Consider the following 19,265-nt stretch of genomic DNA (forward strand, 5'->3'; position numbering starts at 1 on the left):
TAATGCCCCTCTAAAAGGAAGCCTTACAGGAAGTGGAGCTATTTCTATAACAAATGGTACAGACATATTATATGCAGATGCAGTTGTTAGAGTAAATGGAGGTACAAAAGGTCAGGTTTTAACTAGTAATGGTACGGATGACTCAACATGGACAACTCTAAGCGCAGCTGCTTTGAAAATAGCACATGTTAGTGGAGGTGGTACACTAGATTTTGCAAATGATTTTACATTAATTAATGCAGTTGGTTTTACAGGAATTGTAAACTTTATATTGCCTACTCCAACAGATCCAGTATTAATAGGAAAGGTATATAATATTAAACGTACTGATGCTGATAGTAATGCGATTGTAAAAATTGTTGCTGCAAGCGGAATAATTGATGTAAATGATACAGAGATGACTCTAGGAGAAGCAAGTACAGTTCAATTAATGTTAGAATCTGTTGCACCGGTAAGATGGTTGCTAGTTTATAAATTCTAATAAAGTTAAATATTTTATTTTAAAAGCAGAGACATATAGTCTCTGCTTTTTTTGTTACAATAATTTTGTTTAACCACAGTCTTAATATTTGTAAAAGAGGGAGAATCAATATTGGAATTGTTATAAGCTAAAACCTTAATTTGTATCAAACTAGATATAATGACTTTTGCTTGATGAGGAAAAAAAACAAGATTAAAGTTTTTATGTACTTGCCATAATTCCTTAGTAGAAAAATATTTTCTTTTTTTTTCAAATATGGAAATCTCAACAATTAGAAAAGCAGAAAGAATAGCTGTTTTCTACCTTTTAATGAATGATTTAAAGTGTGATTTAATATGTCTTAATCTACAAGTCTAAAAACTTTTACTGGTAAACATTTTTACAACTATTAAAGAACTTTGCACATCAGAAAAAAGTGTTCAAATGACTAAAAAGTTACACAATAGTATTAATAAAATTCAAGTTAAAAATGGAATTTAAAAAGAAAATAGCATTAACGTTTGCTGTGATGGGAGCAGGTATTTTTGTTTCCAATGCGCAAACAGGAATCGGGACTAACAATCCAGATAATTCGGCTCAATTAGATGTTTATTCTAATAAAAGGGGGGTGTTGTTACCAAGACTTCAATTGGTTAGAACAACAGAGCAAGGGCCTGTAACAGGACCTGTTGCAAGTTTGTTGATCTACAATACTTCTACTATTAATGATGTAACACCTGGTTTTTACTACTGGGAGGGTACTAAATGGGTAAGAATTGCAAGAAGTGATGAATCTACTTTTGCAAATCTTACTCCTGATGAGAAAGCTTCTTTAAAAGGAGATATTGGACCTGAAGGCCCTAAAGGGGATACGGGATCAGTTGGAAAAGATGGTACTTCTGTGACTATCAAAGGTTCTAAAAGTAGCGAAAGTTTATTACCTGATACCGGTAATGCTGTAGGAGATGGTTATATCATCGCTGGAAATTTATGGGTATGGGATGGAGCTAAATTTAATAATGTAGGTCCTATTCAGGGTCCTAAAGGAGATGCTGGAGCACAAGGTATTCAAGGCTTAGTTGGAGCAACTGGAACACAAGGTACTGCTGGAGCAAAAGGAGATAAAGGTGATACTGGATTACAAGGTATTCAGGGTTTAGCCGGAGCAACTGGAACACAAGGTACTGCTGGAGTAAAAGGAGATAAAGGTGATGCTGGACTGCAAGGTATTCAGGGTTTGGCTGGAGCAACTGGAGCACAAGGTACCGCTGGAGCTGTAGGAGCAAAAGGTGATGCTGGATTGCAAGGTATTCAGGGTATCCAAGGTTTAGTTGGACAAACTGGAGCAAAAGGAGATAAAGGTGATAAAGGTGATACTGGATTACAAGGTATTCAGGGTTTAGCCGGAGCAACTGGAACACAAGGTACTGTTGGAGCAAAAGGAGATAAAGGTGATGTTGGATTACAAGGTATTCAGGGTTTAGCTGGAGCACAAGGTACTGCTGGAGTAAAAGGAGATACTGGTTTACAAGGTATTCAAGGTTTAGTTGGAGCTACCGGAGTGCAAGGTCTTAAAGGAGATACAGGATTAGTTGGTAAAGATGGTACCTCTGTGACTATCAAAGGTTCAAAAGATAGTCAAAGTTTGCTGCCTGTTACAGGTAATGTTATAGGAGATGGTTATATCATCGCTGGAAATTTATGGGTATGGGATGGAACTAAATTTAATAATGTAGGTCCTATTCAGGGGCCTAAAGGAGATGCTGGAGTACAAGGTATTCAAGGTTTGGCTGGAGCAACTGGAGCACAAGGTACTATTGGATCCACTGGGGCAAAAGGAGACAAAGGAGATGCAGGAACACAAGGTATTCAAGGCTTAGTTGGAGCAACTGGAGCTGTTGGAGCAGCTGGTGCAAAAGGTGATGCTGGAGTACAAGGTATTCAAGGTTTAGCCGGAGCTACTGGAGCACAGGGTACTGCCGGAGCAAAAGGAGATAAAGGCGATGTAGGAATACAAGGTATTCAAGGTTTAACTGGAGTACAAGGTCTAATCGGATTAACTGGAGCGACTGGAGCAAAAGGAGATACTGGATTATCTGGTGCTACAGTAACAAGATACAACCTTACATCTACAAATTCTGCACTTAGTATTACTGGTGCCGGAAAAGTTATGGATGCTAATACAACTATGGATATTTCGGGTGGTACAGCAGGACAAGTCTTAACCTCAAATGGATCAAGTTCAGCTGCTTGGAAAGCGGTAACTGGCGATAATTTAGGAAATCACATTGCTACACAAGATTTAGTGATGAGTGCCAGAAATATTAATGGTGCTCTTAATGTAACAGCAAGTGGTACTGTAACGGCTGCTAATGTTGCCGCAACAACAAAAGTTACTACTCCTGCTGCTCAAATTACAACAGGTGCTGGTTTGAATAAAATTGCAACATCAGATGCTGCTGGTAATGTAGTATGGACAGATCCTGCAACTATTGCTGCAAAAGGAGATGACTTAGGGAATCATACTGCAACTAAAACTTTAAATATGGTCAATAATAATATTGATAATATTTTAAATGCTAATGTTTGGAATGCAGTTGCAATATTTGATCAAAATAAATCTCTTCCTAATTATTTCTCTTTAAATAAAAAGAATGGAATATTTAACATATCTAATAACAAAAGTAATCTAAATCTTTTGTCAATTGATGAAAATAACAGTACTACAAGTGTACGGTTCTTAAAAATTAACAACGGTACAGATAATGCCCCTGCTGTAGCAGGTAAGATTGCAATGTCTGCAGATGCTGAAGGGAGTGTAATATGGACTGATCCTGCAAAAATTGCTACAAAAGCTTCTTGGTTTGATGTTGATACTAAAGCTGCTGCAACTGCAAATACCCAAAGTATTTATCAAATGAGTACAAATATGGGTATTGGTACGGCAACACCGCATGCACAATTACAATTAGGAAACTCTGTTTCTGATAGAAAAATTGTTATGTATGAGGACGCTAATAACGATAATCAGTTTTATGGTTTTGGAGTACAGAGTAGTTTGTTGAAATTACAAGCACCGGCGTTTAGTTTTAACTCAGCTGTTGATGCTACATCTTCTAAAGAGTTAATGCGTCTTAATGCAGCGGGACTTGGTATTGGTACCACAAAACCATCTAATGCTTTACATGTTGTAGCAACTACTAACCCACTGCGTTTAGAAGGTTTGCAAAATGGGCTAATAGCAAATACGCTTTTATCTGCAGACGCAAATGGTGTAGTAACTAAAGTACCGGTAGGTACTTCTGGCCAAGCTTTAACTACAGATGCTTCCGGAAAAATGGCTTGGTCCAATGTTCCAGGTGATAATTTAGGAAATCATACGGCTACTCAAAATTTAGAGATGAGTAATAAAGATATTAATAATATTAATTCAGCAAATGTTAATAATCAGATTGTGTTCACTGATAGAACTAAAGCAAATACAAAAACGACTTATTTGTATAAACAAGATGGTTTTGTAAATATTTGGAATCAGGCGAGTAATAGAAATGATTTAGCAATTAATGAAACTACAGGAAAAACTACTTTAACAGCTATGCAAATTGTACAAGGGACTGATGGTGTTACTCCTAAAGCAGGTTATCTAGCTACTTCATTAGATACTGCCGGTAATATAGTATGGAAAGATCCTGCAACTATTGTCGCAAAAGGAGAGACAATTACTTCATTACTGTATAATGGAGCAAACAATTCATTGATCTACACAAATGAAGCAGGTAATGCTTTAGAGTATAAATTAACGGATCTGGTTTCTGGTGCTGAAACACTTACTAGTTTAGTGGTTAATACCAATAATGGTACATTAGATTATAAAGATGAAAAAAACAGAGTAAATCAGCTTGATATTGCGGCTGCAGTAAAAGAACCTTGGTTTAGTTCAACAACTAACAAAGGTGCAACATTAAATACTGAGTCTATATATACAAACGGATGGGTAGGAATTGGATATAAAACGCCATCTACAGCACCTAATGAAAAATTAAGAGTAAATGGTGCCATCTCGACAGTGAATACTTACTATGCAGATTACGTTTTTGAAGATTATTTTAAAGGTTTTTCAAATATCAAAGCCGAGTATAAATTTAAGCAGCTATCTGAAATAGAAGCTTACATCAAGAAAAACAATCACTTGCCAGGGATAACGCCAATTACAGAATTGGAGAAAACTAAAGAAGGATATTCATTTAATATGTCAGAATTATCAGTACAGTTACTAGAGAAAACGGAAGAAATTTATCTTCATATTATTGAGCAAAACAAACAATTGGAAGCAAAAGAAGCAGAGATCAAAGAATTGAAAGCAGCGACAGAAGCTATGAATGTGCGTTTAGCAAAAGTAGAGAAATTACTTGAAAATAAATAGTTAAGTGTTTTATTGTGAATGGTTTAGTGTGTTTTTTACATGCGAAAATGATTAATATAAATTTTTAAATAATAAGATTATGAAAATACATGCATATTCGATGCGAAAGATCGCTTTAGCAGTGATCGTATTTTTGATTAGTATCAGTTCTGTGTTCGCACAGGCTGATAACTCAAAAATAAAAGATGGAACAGTAACCAACGGTGCCGAAAGGGCGAAGTCTGGTGCTATATTAGAACTAGAAAGTAATAGTAAAGGAATGTTAATTTCCAGACTAACAACTCCTCAAAGAGATGCTATAATACCTGCTAACTTAAGCAACGGATTATTAATTTTTAACATAACAACCGGATGTTTCGATTATTGGAATCAGGTACAGGCAATGTGGTTAAGTATGTGTGGTTCTCAACCACCGGCTACAGCTACGATTTCGACTGGAGACTGTAGCAAAGCAATTGTTAACGGTACTTATAAACAAGGTACAGCCTTAACAGGATCAAATTACTTATCTGTAGCTGTTACCGTAACACAACCGGGTACTTATACTATATCTGCAAATACTGCAAATGGGTACTATTTTAGTACAAACGGTGCTTTTCCTGCAGCAGGTTCTTATGTATTAACACTTGCAGGTGTGGGTACTCCTAATAAAGGATACGATACAGGAAACGCGGGAGATGCAGTAACCATCACTCTTAATGGTACAGTGGTTTCTTGTAAACCTAATGTTTTTGTTGCAAAAGCAGATGTTAATTTTGTGTTAACATGTAATACTGTAGCCTCAGCAGGTTCTTATAATATTGGTTTGCCTTTAACAAATGCAAATAAATTAACATTAAGTCTTAATGTTGGTACTGTAGGATATTGGTCTATAAACACCAATACGGTTAACGGATATTCTTTTACAGGATCAGGAACATTTACTACTACAGGGGTTCAAACAGTAGAGTTGTTAGGTACAGGTACGCCATTGGCATCTGGAGCAAACAGTTTTACAATTAGCTCAAATGCTGCTACAGTAGGTACGTGTAACAATATTGTTATTAATGTTGCTCCGGTAGCGTATGCATTAAATTGTAGTACAGCAACACAAAGTGGAGTATATATGGTAGATACGCAGTTAATCGCTGCCAATAAAATTGTATTGCCTATTAATGTTACCGCAACGGGTAAAGCAACGATATCTACCAATACGGTAAATGGTATGACTTTTACCACTGGCGAGATTAATCTTTCTGCTTTAGGGCAGCAATCTGTTACATTATTGGGTACTGGTAAGCCTACAACAGCAGGAGTTTCAGCTTTTACAGTTTCTGGAACTACAGGAGCAACAGCTTCATGTGCATTAAATGTTACGGTAGGGGCACAACCTATATCATATGCCATAAATTGTGGATCTATAACAACAAGTGGCTCTTATATGCCGGGTACTGCAATGACGGCGGCAAATACAATGACGGTTCCGGTTACGGTAACCTATCCTGGAGCGTATACAATGAGTACAAATACCCAAAACGGTATAACGTTTTCTGCATCAGGTACATTTTCTACTGCAGGAACTCAAAGTGTGGTTATGACTGCTACAGGTACACCAACAAATGCTAGTACGTATACTTTTAGCATAACGTCCAACAGCACAAGTGCGGCATGTACTAAGAGTGTAGATTTTGGTTCTCGTGCAATGAACGTACTTTTGCTTAATTTTGGTGGCTTCTATAATGGTGATGTTGGTATTAAAACGATGCTTAATTCAAAAATTAATTATTCGCTTAGTGGTACTTGTGCAGTTAATGATGTCAAAGTATTTACAACTACCATTGGTTCGGACGATGCTAGTGCTACTTCATTAAAAAACACAATTAATACAAACAAAATAGATGTTATATTATATCAGGATGGAGCTGCAGCGAACACATTATCAAATAATAATGTACTAAATGTTGTTAAAGATTTTATAAATAATAAAAAAGGAGTAGTAATATATGGTGTTGGAGCTGGTGGTGAAATGGGAGATCAGATTGCAAAATTAGCAAATGCTGTAAACTCAATGACAGGAGCAAGTATGGGGGCTAAAGCTTATAATTACCCTGAGGGTAATAATTTAAAACCTGTACCTCTTTATAAATTTTCTATCGCCGCTGATGCGACATTATCGGGGCCTTTTGGAAATGTTAAAAATCGTTTTTTTGGAGGTTTTAATAATGTTAATAGTCCACTTTTTAATAATGTCCCTTTAAATATTACTATTTTAGCGACTCTGGATGGTGATAATAGTTCTGTTGAGGTTTTTAAACATAATGAATTAGGATTTGTTTATGTTGGTAGTATGTATAATTTATTTGGAGTACCTGGAGATACTTCTTATGAAGCTTTTCCATTATCTGTTTCAGCAACCGGTATACCTCTAGGAAAAGAAGATTATGCTGGCGGCGCTCGCAGTACCACAGTTTATAATAGCGTATTAGCTGCAAATACATTTGCATGGGCATTTAGTTATGCAACAGCGAATACAAATATTAATTATCAAATTAAGTAAATTATAATAGAAGATTCTAAAAAATCAATTAGCAAAAGCTATATCGAAAGATGTAGCTTTTCCTGTTTTAGTTTGTTATCTATTGTAACTGTTTTTATTAGGATCATTTGTCCTGAAGGCTTTGTCTTGAACCTGATCACTTTTTTCTTCAAGAACAAAGAAGCCTAACGGAATTATACCAAAAAAGGTAATCTAATCTTTACCACTTATTTTTTAGTACAAATCGGTTCTTTTTGGAAGCAGAGAATCTTATAAAAAAAGAGTAAAATTAGCAGTTAATATTATGTTAAGCTCTGTTTTATTAGAAATAGCAAGCGGTATATTTTAAATAATCATCTTTTAAAAATGTAACAATAATGAGGAAGGGAAGAATGAGAGCTTCAAGAGACAAGATTTTGAGAGGCAAGATGCTAGACTTTGAGAAAAAAGAGGATAGACTAGGAGATAATAGATGAAAGAAACAAGACTGGATCTGAAAACTGAGACTAAAATCTCAAAGCTTAACCGCAAAGTGCGTATCCCGAGGCTTCGGCATCGGGATACGCACTTTGCGGTTAAGCCACTGAATACCGAAACTCAAATCCATTCCTCGGCACTCTTAAAATTATCGGGAAAATAGGTAAGATACTGAACCATTCTGGGTGTTGCACCTTGGTTTGGTGTGGCACAATGAGGTAATGTATTATTCCATATTATAAAGTCACCAGCATTACCAATTATAGGTACAGGTTCTAAAGATTTGATAGCTTTTTCTCTGGGATTTTCATCAGGTTCCAGGTTATCGAGCCAGTAATCTATTTTATTATGAAATCCTGGGACACAATGAAAGGCACCCTCATGGGGGCCACAATCGGTGAGGTAGAGGAGGCCTTGTAGTCCAAAAGGAATAGGTCTTTTTAAACTGGTATCCCAATGAAGCGGGCTTCCTGTAAAAACAAAATCTTTGGTATCTGGAGGACTAAAGCTTACTTTATCAATAGACTTATATATATTACTAGTATTATAAAGTTGTTCGTAAGCTTTCTTTATTCGGGGGGAGAACCTGTTTTTGTTTAATGTTTCATGATCCGAAAAATTAAGCATCAATCCCTTTTGTTCCGGATGTCTTATATACCAAGACTCCATGTCGTTAGGATCTATTTTTAAGAAATCCAAAATCGCTTGCTGCGTATCTTCACAATCTTGTTTAGAGATAACGTTTTTTACGATAATATAGCCATTCTCATCCCAAAATTCAAGATCATCCTCCGAGAGAACATTATCTATAACCTCATTATAATCAGTGATTATATCCTTCTTTCTTTTATTTACCCAATTTTTAAAAGTTTCAAAATTGGGTTTTTCAAAGTATAGAAATTGTAGCGTATCTTCCATGCTAATTCCCAATTGGTATAGGGTTTCAATCTCTTTATTCCATGTATTAGTTTCATTTTTGGCAGAAACGGAGGAAGGCTCCAAAGCTTGTCTCCATAGTTTTTCAAGAATAGTCCAGGGCATTTTTTATATTCAGTTTTTAGTTATAGTATTCAGTTTCAGTATTCAGTATTGAGTGGTTTAACCGCAAAGGTCGCTAAGCTTTGAGATTTTAGTTTCAGTCTCAGTTTTCAGATCCAGTCTTGTTTCTTTCATCTATTATCTCCTAGTCTATCCTCTTTTTTCTCAAAGTCTTGCCTCTTGCCTCTCTCAACTCCCATCTCAAAACCTCTCCTCAATCAACTGATTCGGTATTTGGTCAAAGTAGAGTTGTAATATATAATCACCAGTTACGATACCATTAGAGAGTAATAAATGGCCATCGGGATTATTATTCCATGTAGAGTTAGTCGAGATATGATGTACGCCACCGTGGTAGGGAGCAATATTGGTACTTAGTATTACAATAGGTTTACCATTTTTATTCACGAGTTCTTGTCCGGGAATGAGTCTTCTGGCAATAGTATATTTTCCATTTGCTAGTAAGACAGGCTGGTCTAAACTACAAAGAATGTCTTTTTTTATCTCATCATAAACAGAAATATAAACCATCTTAGATTTTGGAGATATTGGATTGCTATCAATACTAAAAGATACTTTGGCGGTAGACCAGAATAATTTAATTTTCCCTTTTGCAGATTTCACAAAAGCAGCTAAAACAGTATCTCCTTTACAAATATTATCAATAGACTTTATTCCTTCCGGAGTGTCTATTGACGTGTCCTGAAACAGATTATTACTTTTAAAATTAATTGAAGGTTGTGTAGAATTAGTTTTCATAATTATATTTTAAGAAGTTATTGATTTGATTTTAACTCTTTAAAGTATTTTTGCTTAGCAGTAAAATGAATATTGGAAATGAGGGTAGGTTATCAAATGTAGTAATTTTTTAGCATTATTTAGTAGGTATAAATACCTGATTTTTAAATATATTGTTATAATTATGCGTAGAATGGGATTGAAGATGCAATTAAAAGAGTGTACACAGTTTATTTTTTATGTTATAAAATGTGATACAGAGAACGTTTTTTTAGTTTAGAAGAAAATAATATGTCTTATTCTATGTGTTTTAAAACTTTTAAGGGCAAGATCTACTGTATGCTATATGGATATTTGTAGTATTAAAAAACATAGTATTTGAGTAAGGAGTCGGACAGCTTTTTTGAGTTTTAATATTGAGGTTTTTTATATTTTGATAATATTTTTGTAGGATGAGGAAGCTTCGGTTTTCTCATCCTTTTTTGGTGTAATTGATACCTTAATCTATAAGTTTAAAACCGTTTAGGAGTAAAAACAGGAAAGAGTTAATGGTATATTTGTCAGATTTCCATTTGTCTTTTTATAAGGCAAATAGTTATTTAATATTGTTTTTTTTGTAAAAATGAGGAGCGAGTGTTTCCTCATTTTTTATTTACACAAATGCCTGATAGGTTATTTACATATTATAAATAATCCTGTTGGGTGTAATTAGTTTTAACACATAAAAAGGTAGATTTTGGTACTCTCGAAAAAGGTGTTTCATTTGTTTAAAAAACATCCCGTTCCGTCCCGCAATGTCATTAAGTTAAGAAACGATTTTAAAATGATTTCAGTTTTTGACTAACGATTTTTGATTTCAGATGTATTAAATCTCGTAAAATCAACAATCTTATTATTCATGAACACAAAATCAAAAATCTACAATCGTTACCTGAGCCTGAAAGTGCGAACAGGCGAAGCAATCTTCAATCTCTTAACTTAATGACATTGCCCGAAGCTTCGGGATCGGGACTAGCTATGTGAAAGAAATGCATTTCTTGTTGTGCTCTTTTTACACATAAAATCTATGTTTCTATGCATTAAAAGAAACTTTTGCAACCCAAGCAAAGCAAATAGACAAGGTAATTACACCCAGCGGGTTATAAATACACATAATATAATGGTGGCATTCTAAAGATATGGAAGTAAGTTGCGGAAATATATAGAGGAAAGTAAATTGAAGAGATATATTGAGGAAGTATATTGCGGAGACGCACTGCGGTGCGTCTCTACCTGTGTTGTGCATAAAATCAGTTTCAGGATCTTTCATCTCTAAGTCTCAAATCTCCAGATATTTCCTCTCCAGGTCTTTCCTCTTTTTTCTCTCCTCTCCAAGTCTCTTCTCTCCTGTTAATTCGCCTTATTCTGATATACCAATAACTTTTAAGGGTTAAGGCATCTTTATTAAGGCTTTAATTTTGCACCGTAATTTAAAATGCAATTTGTATAACAGATATAGATAAATGTATGAAAAAAAATGACTTATATAAAGTGACAAGGTTTTCGATCGATAGATACCCCGCTGGTATTTGGAGTCTTATGCTAATCTTATTGGTTTGCCAAAAAGGGCAGGCACAAGAAGATAACAAGTTTGTTAACGAAGGCGAAATGAGAGTAGTAGGAGATACGTTATCTATACATTTTAATTTTGATAATTTGAAAACTGGAAAGCTTGTAAATGACGGAAACGTATTTGTTTTTGCAGATTGGTATAATGACGGAGATGTAACTTATAGCAATTCAAGTAAAGGGAAAACTTTTTTTACAGGTGATATAGAACAAAAGATTGAGGGAAGGTCAGTTACAAATTTTCAAAATCTAATTCTCGATAATACAGCTGCACTAACACCTATTCATTTGGGTGCAATAATTACAATCAATGATAAGGCAACATTTATAAATGGAGTAGTAGATGCATCTCTCAAAAACAGTAAGGTTGTTTTTAATGAAAATGCTAGTCATACTGATGCCAGTGATTTAAGTTTTATTGATGGAAGAGTAGAGAAAAAGGGAAATAATGTGTTTGAATTTCCTGTTGGAAATGACCTTTATTTCAGACCTTCTTATCATGCTGTGAGTAATAATATAGGTGATATATATACGACTCAATATTTTTATAAAAACTCAGATGATCTGCATAAGCATTCAATAAAAGACGAATCTATTTTGGTCATTAATGATAAAGAATATTGGAATGTAACAAAGGATCAGGGAGATGATAAAATTATATTAAGCTTAACGTTAGATTCAGCTACTACTCCACCTGAGTTTTTTAACCTAAATGAAGATACAAAAATAGTTATAGTACGTTGGGATGATGCTTCGGGTATGTGGGTAAATGAAAAAGGAGAAGTAGATCCATTTCCGAGTGCAAGCAAAGGTACCGGGTACACACAATTGTTAACATCGCAAGTTAGCGGATATGGCATTTTTACAATGGCACTCGTTAAGAAAGATGCACCAACACCACTTGACGTAATTGTTTACAATGCAATCTCACCAAATGGGGATGGAATAAATGATACCTTCCTTATTAAAGGGATTAATCAATTTCCTGATAATACAGTCGAAATATACAACCGTTGGGGGGTAAGAGTATATGAAGCAAAATCATATAATGAGAGTGATGTAATGTTTACAGGATATTCTGATGGACGTGTTACAGTAAACAAAGGAGAGAAGCTTCCTACAGGAACTTATTTTTACATATTGAAATACAATAATGGCGAAAAAGGAATTGAAAAAGCAGGATATCTATATATCAATAATCAATAAGATTTTAAAATTAAAGAATTAAAATAATTAGAACTAATGAAAAAGTTTTTTTACATAGTAATACTATTGTTTTTAGGAATTCTTGAAGCTTCGGCTCAGCAAGAATCGCAGTATTCACAATACATGTATAATACTATGACTTTTAATCCTGGTTATACAGGTTCAAGAGAAGTAGTAAGTGCAATGGGATTATACAGAACACAATGGGTGGGATTAGAAGGCGCACCAAAAACGATGAACTTTTCGATACAAAGCCCATTAGGATATCATGGTAACGGTATTGGATTAAATATATTAAGTGATGAAATCGGACCAACAAAAAATACCGATGTGATGCTTAATTATGCTTATACGATTTTAACAGGTACAGATTTAAAATTCTCTTTTGGTATTTCGGCAGGATTTCAAAATCTGGATATTGATTATACCAAGTTAAATGTCGAGAATAAGGCAGATGGATATTTAAGCGGTACCGAATCACAGTTTTCTCCAAATGTAGGGGCAGGGGTTTACGTACATACTTACAATTGGTATGTAGGTTTGTCTGTACCTAAATTTTTAAGCACAAAGCATAAGAATGATGATGTTGCGATGACACAGGTTACACAAAGATCTCACTTTTATTTAATAGGAGGTTATGTATTTGACATTAATCCTTACTTAAAATTTAAACCGGCTGCACTGTTAAAAGTAGTTAGTGGAGCTCCAATTGCAGTCGATGTATCTGGGAATTTTTTAATCAATAATAAATTTACGTTAGGGGCAGCATATCGTTTAAATGCCGGTGTAAGTGGCTTGGCAGGTTTTCAGGTTACAGATGGTATCCAAGTAGGATACGGATATGATTATGATACGAACAAGTTAGGGAACTACAATTCAGGTTCACATGAGCTTTTTATGAGATTTGATCTTTTCAATAAGATTAATAAACGAATGATAAATCCAAGATTCTTTTAATAATGATTATAAAAATACATATGAAAAAATATTTTTTACTTTTGATAGTCTTATTAGGATTGCAAAATTCTTATTCGCAGACTAAATTAATTAATAAAGCTGAAAAACAATACGATCAATTGGCATATGCATCAGTTAATTCTGGTGATTTGTATGATAAATTAATTGAGAAAGAGTATAGCTCTTCAGCAGTATATGCAAAACTAGGTGATTCTTATTACTTTAATGGGGATTATAAAAATGCCTTAAAAGCATATGATCAAATAAGCAAGTTAAAAGATAACTATGTTTTTACGAATGAACAGTTATTTAGATATGCACAATCTTTAAAGTCGAATGGACGCTATGATGAAGCAGCAAAAGTTATAAAACAACTTAACACTAAATCGGGTAAAGAAGCAATAAACCCAAGTACAGATTACCTGAAAGATATTAAAAAACAATCAAGTAGGTATTCGATTAAACTTGTTACTGCCAACTCTAAAATGCCAGATTATGGTACAGCATTTTATAAAGAGAATCAAGTGATTTTTACTTCTGCGAGAGATACAAATGTTGTTAAGAGGTATAAAGATGCCTGGACAGGAAAACCTTATTTTAAACTTTATGAAGCAACAATTACTCCAGATGGGGATTTAATAAATCCAAAGAAACTTACAGGGAAAATTAATTCGGTTTTTCATCAATCAACGCCAGTAATTACAAATGATGGAAATCAAATGTATTTTACCAGAAGTAATTTTTTAGGAAATAAGCTTGGTGAAGATGATACAAAAACAAATCGTCTTAAAATTTACAGAGCAACACTTGTAAATGGAATTTGGGATAAAATAGAAGATTTATCTATTAATAGTAATGCTTATTCTAATGCGCATCCAGCATTAACGCCAGATGGTAAAAGTATGATTTTTGCTTCGGATAGATCAGGGTCTTTAGGACAGACCGATTTATATGAAGTTGAAATAAAAGCAGATGGTACTTTTGGAGAACCTAAGAATATGGGTGCGTCTATAAATACTATAGGAAGAGAAACATTTCCATTCATAACTAAATCAGGACAACTTTATTTCTCATCAGATGGGCAGTCGGGACTTGGGGGATTGGATGTTTTTGCAGCAATAAAAAATAAAGATAATAGTTATGCTGTTGTAAATCTGGGAGAACCTATAAACTCCGGTAATGATGATTTTGGATTTGCAATAAACTCAGATAATCAAAAAGGTTTTTTTAGTTCTAATAGAACTAATGATGATCAGATTTATAGCTTAAAAGAATTAGAACCTCTTAAAGAAGTTAAGCTTGAAGCTACTGTTTTTGGTAAAATTTATGATGATAAAACGGGAGATCCATTGCCAAAAGTTAAGATTATAGTATATGACGCAGATAATAAAAAAGTAGATGAGTTTTACACCGATAATGCAGGTGAATATTTATTGAAAGTTCCTGGTGGAGATTATACTTTGATGTATGAAAAACAAGGTTATGAATTAACTAAAGATTCTATATCTGTAACTGGAGGTGAAGATTCTATAATGATGGATAAACATCTTAAAATAGACTCTAAAGCTACACATTTAACAAGTGAAGATAATCAATTGGTAACAGATGGTTCCGACTTAACAAAAAATCTTGGATTAAAACCAATTTATTTTGATCTGAATGGAACGAGAATTAAAAAAGCATCACTAAAAGAATTGAATAAAGTGGTACAGCTTTTAAAAGACTATCCTGCAATGACAATTGATATTAGATCGCATACAGATAGCCAGGGAAATAATAACTATAATATGAAACTATCTGATAGGAGAGCACAATCGACTATTAAATATCTTATTGATAAAGGTGTGAAAGCAGAAAGAGTTACTGGAAAAGGATATGGGGAGACTCAAATATTAAACAAATGTTTAGATGGTGTAAAATGTTCAGACAAAGAGCATCAGCTAAACAGACGATCAGAATTTATCATATCGTTTAATAATAAGTAAGTTGTAAATTTAAAATAGAATGTTTAAAAAGTGGGTATCGTTTTGATATCCACTTTTTTTGTTTATTATGTTTGTTTAAAGGGGCAAAGGTTCTGAGATTAAAAAAGAGGAGAAATGCAAGATGCAAGACTGGAACTAAAAACCGAGACTGAAAACTAAAAGCTTTGTGCCCTTTGCTGTTAATTTTTTTTGCCACAGATTTCAAGAATTAAAAAGATTTCCATGTTGTCTATAAAGTAACGAGGATGATATAGATTTGCTGCTGTAAAACAGATTTTTAAAACCTTGCAAACTTTGTGTTTAATTTTTTCTTGAACAGATTTCAAGAAAGTGCAGTTTGGGGCTTTGACAAAGAGTTGCTAACTTAAATTGTCTATAGAACGCGGATCCCGAAGTTTCGGGATCTGCGTTTCTTTCGCAAAGAGTTAGATAGAATTAAAAGGATTAAAATTTTGCGAACTTAGCGGTTAAACCACTGAGACTGGAAACTAAAAGCTTAGCGTCCTTAGCGTAATTCCTTGCGAGCTTTGCGGTTAAGCAACTGAAAACTGAAAACTTTTACGATTAACTCCTCAACTACATATCATTTTCTCGTTGGATATAAGGAACAGAAAATTGGGAAGCGACCTGTTTTTTCTTAATCTTTTTTATAAAATCTTGTGAAGGCTTCCTATGGAAAAGATCATAATATTTTGTACAGAAATAGCTTAGTTTAGTATAATTTAACTCATAAATCACTTCGGTTAAAGTGCTGTAATCTCCGCTTTGTAAAAGCTTGTAGGCAAGAAGCATTTTCTCTTTTATAAAGAGATTATTTGGGGTATTATGGAATTCTTTTTTAAATAACATTTTATATTTGGAAGGTGACATTCCTGCCATTTTAGATAAAAAAGGAACAGATGGGAATGGGTTATATAAATGATCCAGTAGATATGTTTTAGTTTTAGCGATGGCTTCTATCTCAATTTCAGTACTTTCATTTTTTACAGCTGCCGAGTTTGAATATCTATTTAAAAAATTCCCTAATAATTTTAAAGATGTACCTTTTAAATAAGGTTCAAATGAGGAATCAAAAACAGATTTACTCTTAAGTGACTGTATTAGTAATATGCTATTACTGTCGATATTGTCGTAGTAGTAAGGAGCTTTTTTTTCGATTGTAATTTTTCGATTAGTAAATTCTTCACTAGGATGATTTTCTACGAACTCATTCAATAGTTTCTTGTCTACGAGCAAACGTAAAGCTAATGTTCTTTGTCCTACTGCAGGCTCAAAAGAGCTCTCAATATTATTATTTATAATTGCTAAGCCTAAATTAATAGAAGAGCCAATTTTGTAATCTATGTTATCTATTTTTATTAAATTGGCTTGGTCACTTTGATCAAAATGAAAAATATATAATTCATCTTCAGATTTAAGTCTGTTTATTTTTATAGGTGTTGATAAAACAAAATCCATAAAGAATGCCGAAATACCAGGTGTGATTTGAGTAAAAAAGGAGTGTCCATGACCCAGAGTTTTTGGAAGTACAATTATTTTATTATCAATAAGTTCTCCTCCTATTTCTTCGGCTAATTGATGTTGCCATTCGGGAGTCAAACTGTAAAAGTGAGTAAAGTTTTTCATAGATGAATATGCTGTTTATCTTTGTTAAGAGTTGAAAATATTATAGTTGATTAATGAAATTTTTGGGAGATATTCCAAACTGTTCTTTAAATTTTGAAGCAAAATAAGAGTTATTGGTAAAGTTAAGCTTATCCGAAACTTGTAATATAGACAATTGATTTTCTTCTAGAAGCTCTTTGGCTTTAAGAAGTTTATTATCCATAAAAAAAGTATTAGGCGTTATGCCAGTAATTTTTTTAAATATATTTTTAAATTTTGATTCAGACATATTCGCCTTACTTGCCATTAATTTAATAGTAGGGAAATGATCTTCGATATTACTGATTAAAAACATTTGTATTGCTACTATATTGGCCAAATCAGCCTCGTTTACAGTTTGAATGATAATTCTATGGCTTGCCATTTTCTTTAAATAATTAGCAAGTAATAGCTGTACTGTTCCTATGAGGTTTAAATCAAATATAGGTCCTCCTACTTTTAATTTTCGTAAATCGGTTAGTATATGATAACTTTCGCTGCTCATCCTGTCAAATCGTATGATTGTGTTTTTTGTAGGGTCGGTTATTTTATCTATATCACGAAAATTTATATTGTTTTTCTTTGCAAATGATTCTATTGTATTTTTTTTTACAAAAATGCAAAGCACATAGGTCTTACTTCCAGCTTTTACAAAATAATTGGATTCCAACGCACTATCAATAACAGACAAGTTGTATTGCCAACGACCTACATTATGCAAATAGTTTTTACTTGATAATGTTGCTTCGCCTTCGGTTAGGTTATAATACATTCCAACGAAATCATTGGTCATATTTTTCTGGATTAGGTGTAAATTTTTATTATACGCCACATCAATGTAATATGCTATAATCCCTTCTCCACAATCGAGAAAATATCTGGTTCCGGATTGTATACTCTCTGGAATAATTATAAAATTACCATCAACTTTTCCTTCTAACTTACTAGCTAAAGGAGCTACCCAATCTAAATCGGCGCTATATGAATGTTCAATTGTTTTCAATTTTATATGTATTTTTGTACTATAAAGTTAGTTTTTTTAGAGTTAAATAATTGATTTTCAGTAATTATTAATATTATTCGTATGTTGTTTTTTATTCTGTGCAGGGTAGATACCATAGCCAGGGATTAAAACATAATTTAATTATCCATTGATTTTGACATACAGAGTTATAATTAGTGTTTTTTTATACCTACAATTGTTTTACAAATATTTTTGGCGCGATTCCAAAATGCTCTTTGAATTTTGAAGCGAAATAGGAGTTATTTGTAAAATTGAGCCTGTCTGAAACTTGTGTTATCGTTAATTGTTTTCCTTCAAGAAGTTCTTTGGCTTTGAGCAGTTTATTTTCTATAAAGAAAGTATTCGGGGTTTTGCCAGTTATTTTTTTGAATAAATCCTTAAATTTTGATTCAGACATATTTGCATTATGAGCCATTAATTTGATAGTAGGAAAATGGTCTTCGATGGTATTAATTAAAAACATCTGAATTGCAATTATATTCGCTAAGTCTGATTCATTGACTGTTTGTATGATAATTCGAACACTTGACATTTTTTTGAAAAAATTAGAAAGTAATAAGTGGACAGTCCCTGTAAGATTTAAATCAAATACAGGCCCACCAACTTTTAATTTACGCAAATCATCTATCAGGTGAAAACTTTCGCTACTCATCCTGTCAAATCTAATAATTGTATTCTTGGATGGATCTGTTATTTTATCTATATCTCTTAAAGTAATATTGTTCTTTTGGGCATAGGATGCCATCATACTCTTTTTTATAAAAATGCATAACACATAGGATTTGCTTCCTGCTTTAATAAAATAATTTGTTTCCAGCGAACTATCAATGACTAATAAATTATATTGCCATCGACCCACATTATGTTTAAAATTACTACTGGAATATTTTACTTCACCTTCACTTAAATTATAATAGATACCTATAAAATCATTGCTTATGTTTTTCTGAATTAAATTCACGTCTCTGTTATTCGTTACATCTACATAATAGGCTACAATGCCATCACCGCAGTCAAGCACATATCTTGATCCTTTAAAAAGGGTATCTGGTACAACTATGAAATTGCCATTAACTTTTCCTTCTAGTTGTTTTGCAAAAGGAGCCACCCAATCTAAGTCGGCTCCGTATGAATGTTTAATTGTTTTCACTGTGGTATTTTTATAAAGTAATATTTATATAGTTAATCCT

General features: G+C 33.4%; 11 protein-coding genes. 6 read left to right on the plus strand and 5 right to left on the minus strand.

Annotated features, from left to right (window positions below; genetic code table 11):
- The 3 genes from OIU83_RS12820 to OIU83_RS12830 all read left to right on the plus strand — a co-directional run.
- A partial coding sequence (locus tag OIU83_RS12820; protein ID WP_264206655.1) for a hypothetical protein occupies positions 1-481 on the plus strand: 481 nt, incomplete at its 5' end.
- 469 nt (positions 482-950) lie between these two features.
- The gene (locus tag OIU83_RS12825) at positions 951-4,883 is read left to right on the plus strand and encodes a beta strand repeat-containing protein (protein ID WP_264206656.1); all 3,933 of its coding nucleotides are present in this window, start codon (positions 951-953) and stop codon (positions 4,881-4,883) included.
- A gap of 79 nt (positions 4,884-4,962) precedes the next feature.
- Complete coding sequence (locus tag OIU83_RS12830) at positions 4,963-7,419, plus strand: hypothetical protein (protein WP_264206657.1); 2,457 nt, start codon at positions 4,963-4,965, stop codon at positions 7,417-7,419.
- Between the two features lie 576 nt (positions 7,420-7,995).
- Here the strand turns inward: OIU83_RS12830 and OIU83_RS12835 are convergent.
- Positions 7,996-8,916: a phytanoyl-CoA dioxygenase family protein gene (locus OIU83_RS12835; RefSeq protein WP_264206658.1), complete on the minus strand. Its 921-nt coding sequence runs from the start codon at positions 8,914-8,916 to the stop codon at positions 7,996-7,998.
- 198 nt (positions 8,917-9,114) lie between these two features.
- Entirely contained in the window at positions 9,115-9,672 is a 558-nt protein-coding gene (locus OIU83_RS12840) for a hypothetical protein (RefSeq protein WP_264206659.1), read from the minus strand.
- Between the two features lie 1,485 nt (positions 9,673-11,157).
- Between OIU83_RS12840 and OIU83_RS12845 the strand changes: the two genes are divergently transcribed.
- From OIU83_RS12845 to OIU83_RS12855, 3 genes are read left to right on the plus strand one after another with little or no spacing between them, the layout of a single operon-like run.
- Entirely contained in the window at positions 11,158-12,465 is a 1,308-nt protein-coding gene (locus tag OIU83_RS12845) for a gliding motility-associated C-terminal domain-containing protein (protein ID WP_264206660.1), read from the plus strand.
- 36 nt (positions 12,466-12,501) lie between these two features.
- The gene (locus OIU83_RS12850) at positions 12,502-13,422 is read left to right on the plus strand and encodes a PorP/SprF family type IX secretion system membrane protein (protein ID WP_264206661.1); all 921 of its coding nucleotides are present in this window, start codon (positions 12,502-12,504) and stop codon (positions 13,420-13,422) included.
- 20 nt (positions 13,423-13,442) lie between these two features.
- Complete coding sequence (locus OIU83_RS12855; RefSeq protein ID WP_264206662.1) at positions 13,443-15,407, plus strand: OmpA family protein; 1,965 nt, start codon at positions 13,443-13,445, stop codon at positions 15,405-15,407.
- Between the two features lie 576 nt (positions 15,408-15,983).
- Here OIU83_RS12855 and OIU83_RS12860 read toward each other — a convergent pair.
- From OIU83_RS12860 to OIU83_RS12870, 3 genes are all read right to left on the minus strand, one after another.
- Positions 15,984-17,033 carry a helix-turn-helix domain-containing protein gene (locus tag OIU83_RS12860; protein WP_264206663.1) on the minus strand — a complete coding sequence of 350 codons (1,050 nt, stop codon included), beginning with the start codon at positions 17,031-17,033 and terminating at the stop codon, positions 15,984-15,986.
- A 40-nt stretch (positions 17,034-17,073) separates the two neighbouring features.
- Positions 17,074-18,054, minus strand: coding sequence for a helix-turn-helix domain-containing protein (locus OIU83_RS12865; RefSeq protein ID WP_264206664.1), 981 nt, complete (start codon positions 18,052-18,054; stop codon positions 17,074-17,076).
- Between the two features lie 190 nt (positions 18,055-18,244).
- The gene (locus OIU83_RS12870) at positions 18,245-19,225 is read right to left on the minus strand and encodes a helix-turn-helix domain-containing protein (RefSeq protein WP_264206665.1); all 981 of its coding nucleotides are present in this window, start codon (positions 19,223-19,225) and stop codon (positions 18,245-18,247) included.
- Positions 19,226-19,265: the final 40 nt, after the last annotated feature.

The sequence above is a fragment of the Flavobacterium shii genome (assembly GCF_025847235.1).
Lineage (GTDB): Bacteria > Bacteroidota > Bacteroidia > Flavobacteriales > Flavobacteriaceae > Flavobacterium > Flavobacterium shii.

Coding starts and splice junctions, on each gene's coding strand:
- OIU83_RS12850 (WP_264206661.1), top strand. CDS start 12,502: ATGAAAAAGTTTTTTTACATAGTAATACTATTGTTTTTAGGAATTCTT.
- OIU83_RS12855 (WP_264206662.1), top strand. CDS start 13,443: ATGAAAAAATATTTTTTACTTTTGATAGTCTTATTAGGATTGCAAAAT.
- OIU83_RS12835 (WP_264206658.1), bottom strand. CDS start 8,916: ATGCCCTGGACTATTCTTGAAAAACTATGGAGACAAGCTTTGGAGCCT.
- OIU83_RS12860 (WP_264206663.1), bottom strand. CDS start 17,033: ATGAAAAACTTTACTCACTTTTACAGTTTGACTCCCGAATGGCAACAT.
- OIU83_RS12825 (WP_264206656.1), top strand. CDS start 951: ATGGAATTTAAAAAGAAAATAGCATTAACGTTTGCTGTGATGGGAGCA.
- OIU83_RS12840 (WP_264206659.1), bottom strand. CDS start 9,672: ATGAAAACTAATTCTACACAACCTTCAATTAATTTTAAAAGTAATAAT.
- OIU83_RS12830 (WP_264206657.1), top strand. CDS start 4,963: ATGAAAATACATGCATATTCGATGCGAAAGATCGCTTTAGCAGTGATC.
- OIU83_RS12845 (WP_264206660.1), top strand. CDS start 11,158: ATGAAAAAAAATGACTTATATAAAGTGACAAGGTTTTCGATCGATAGA.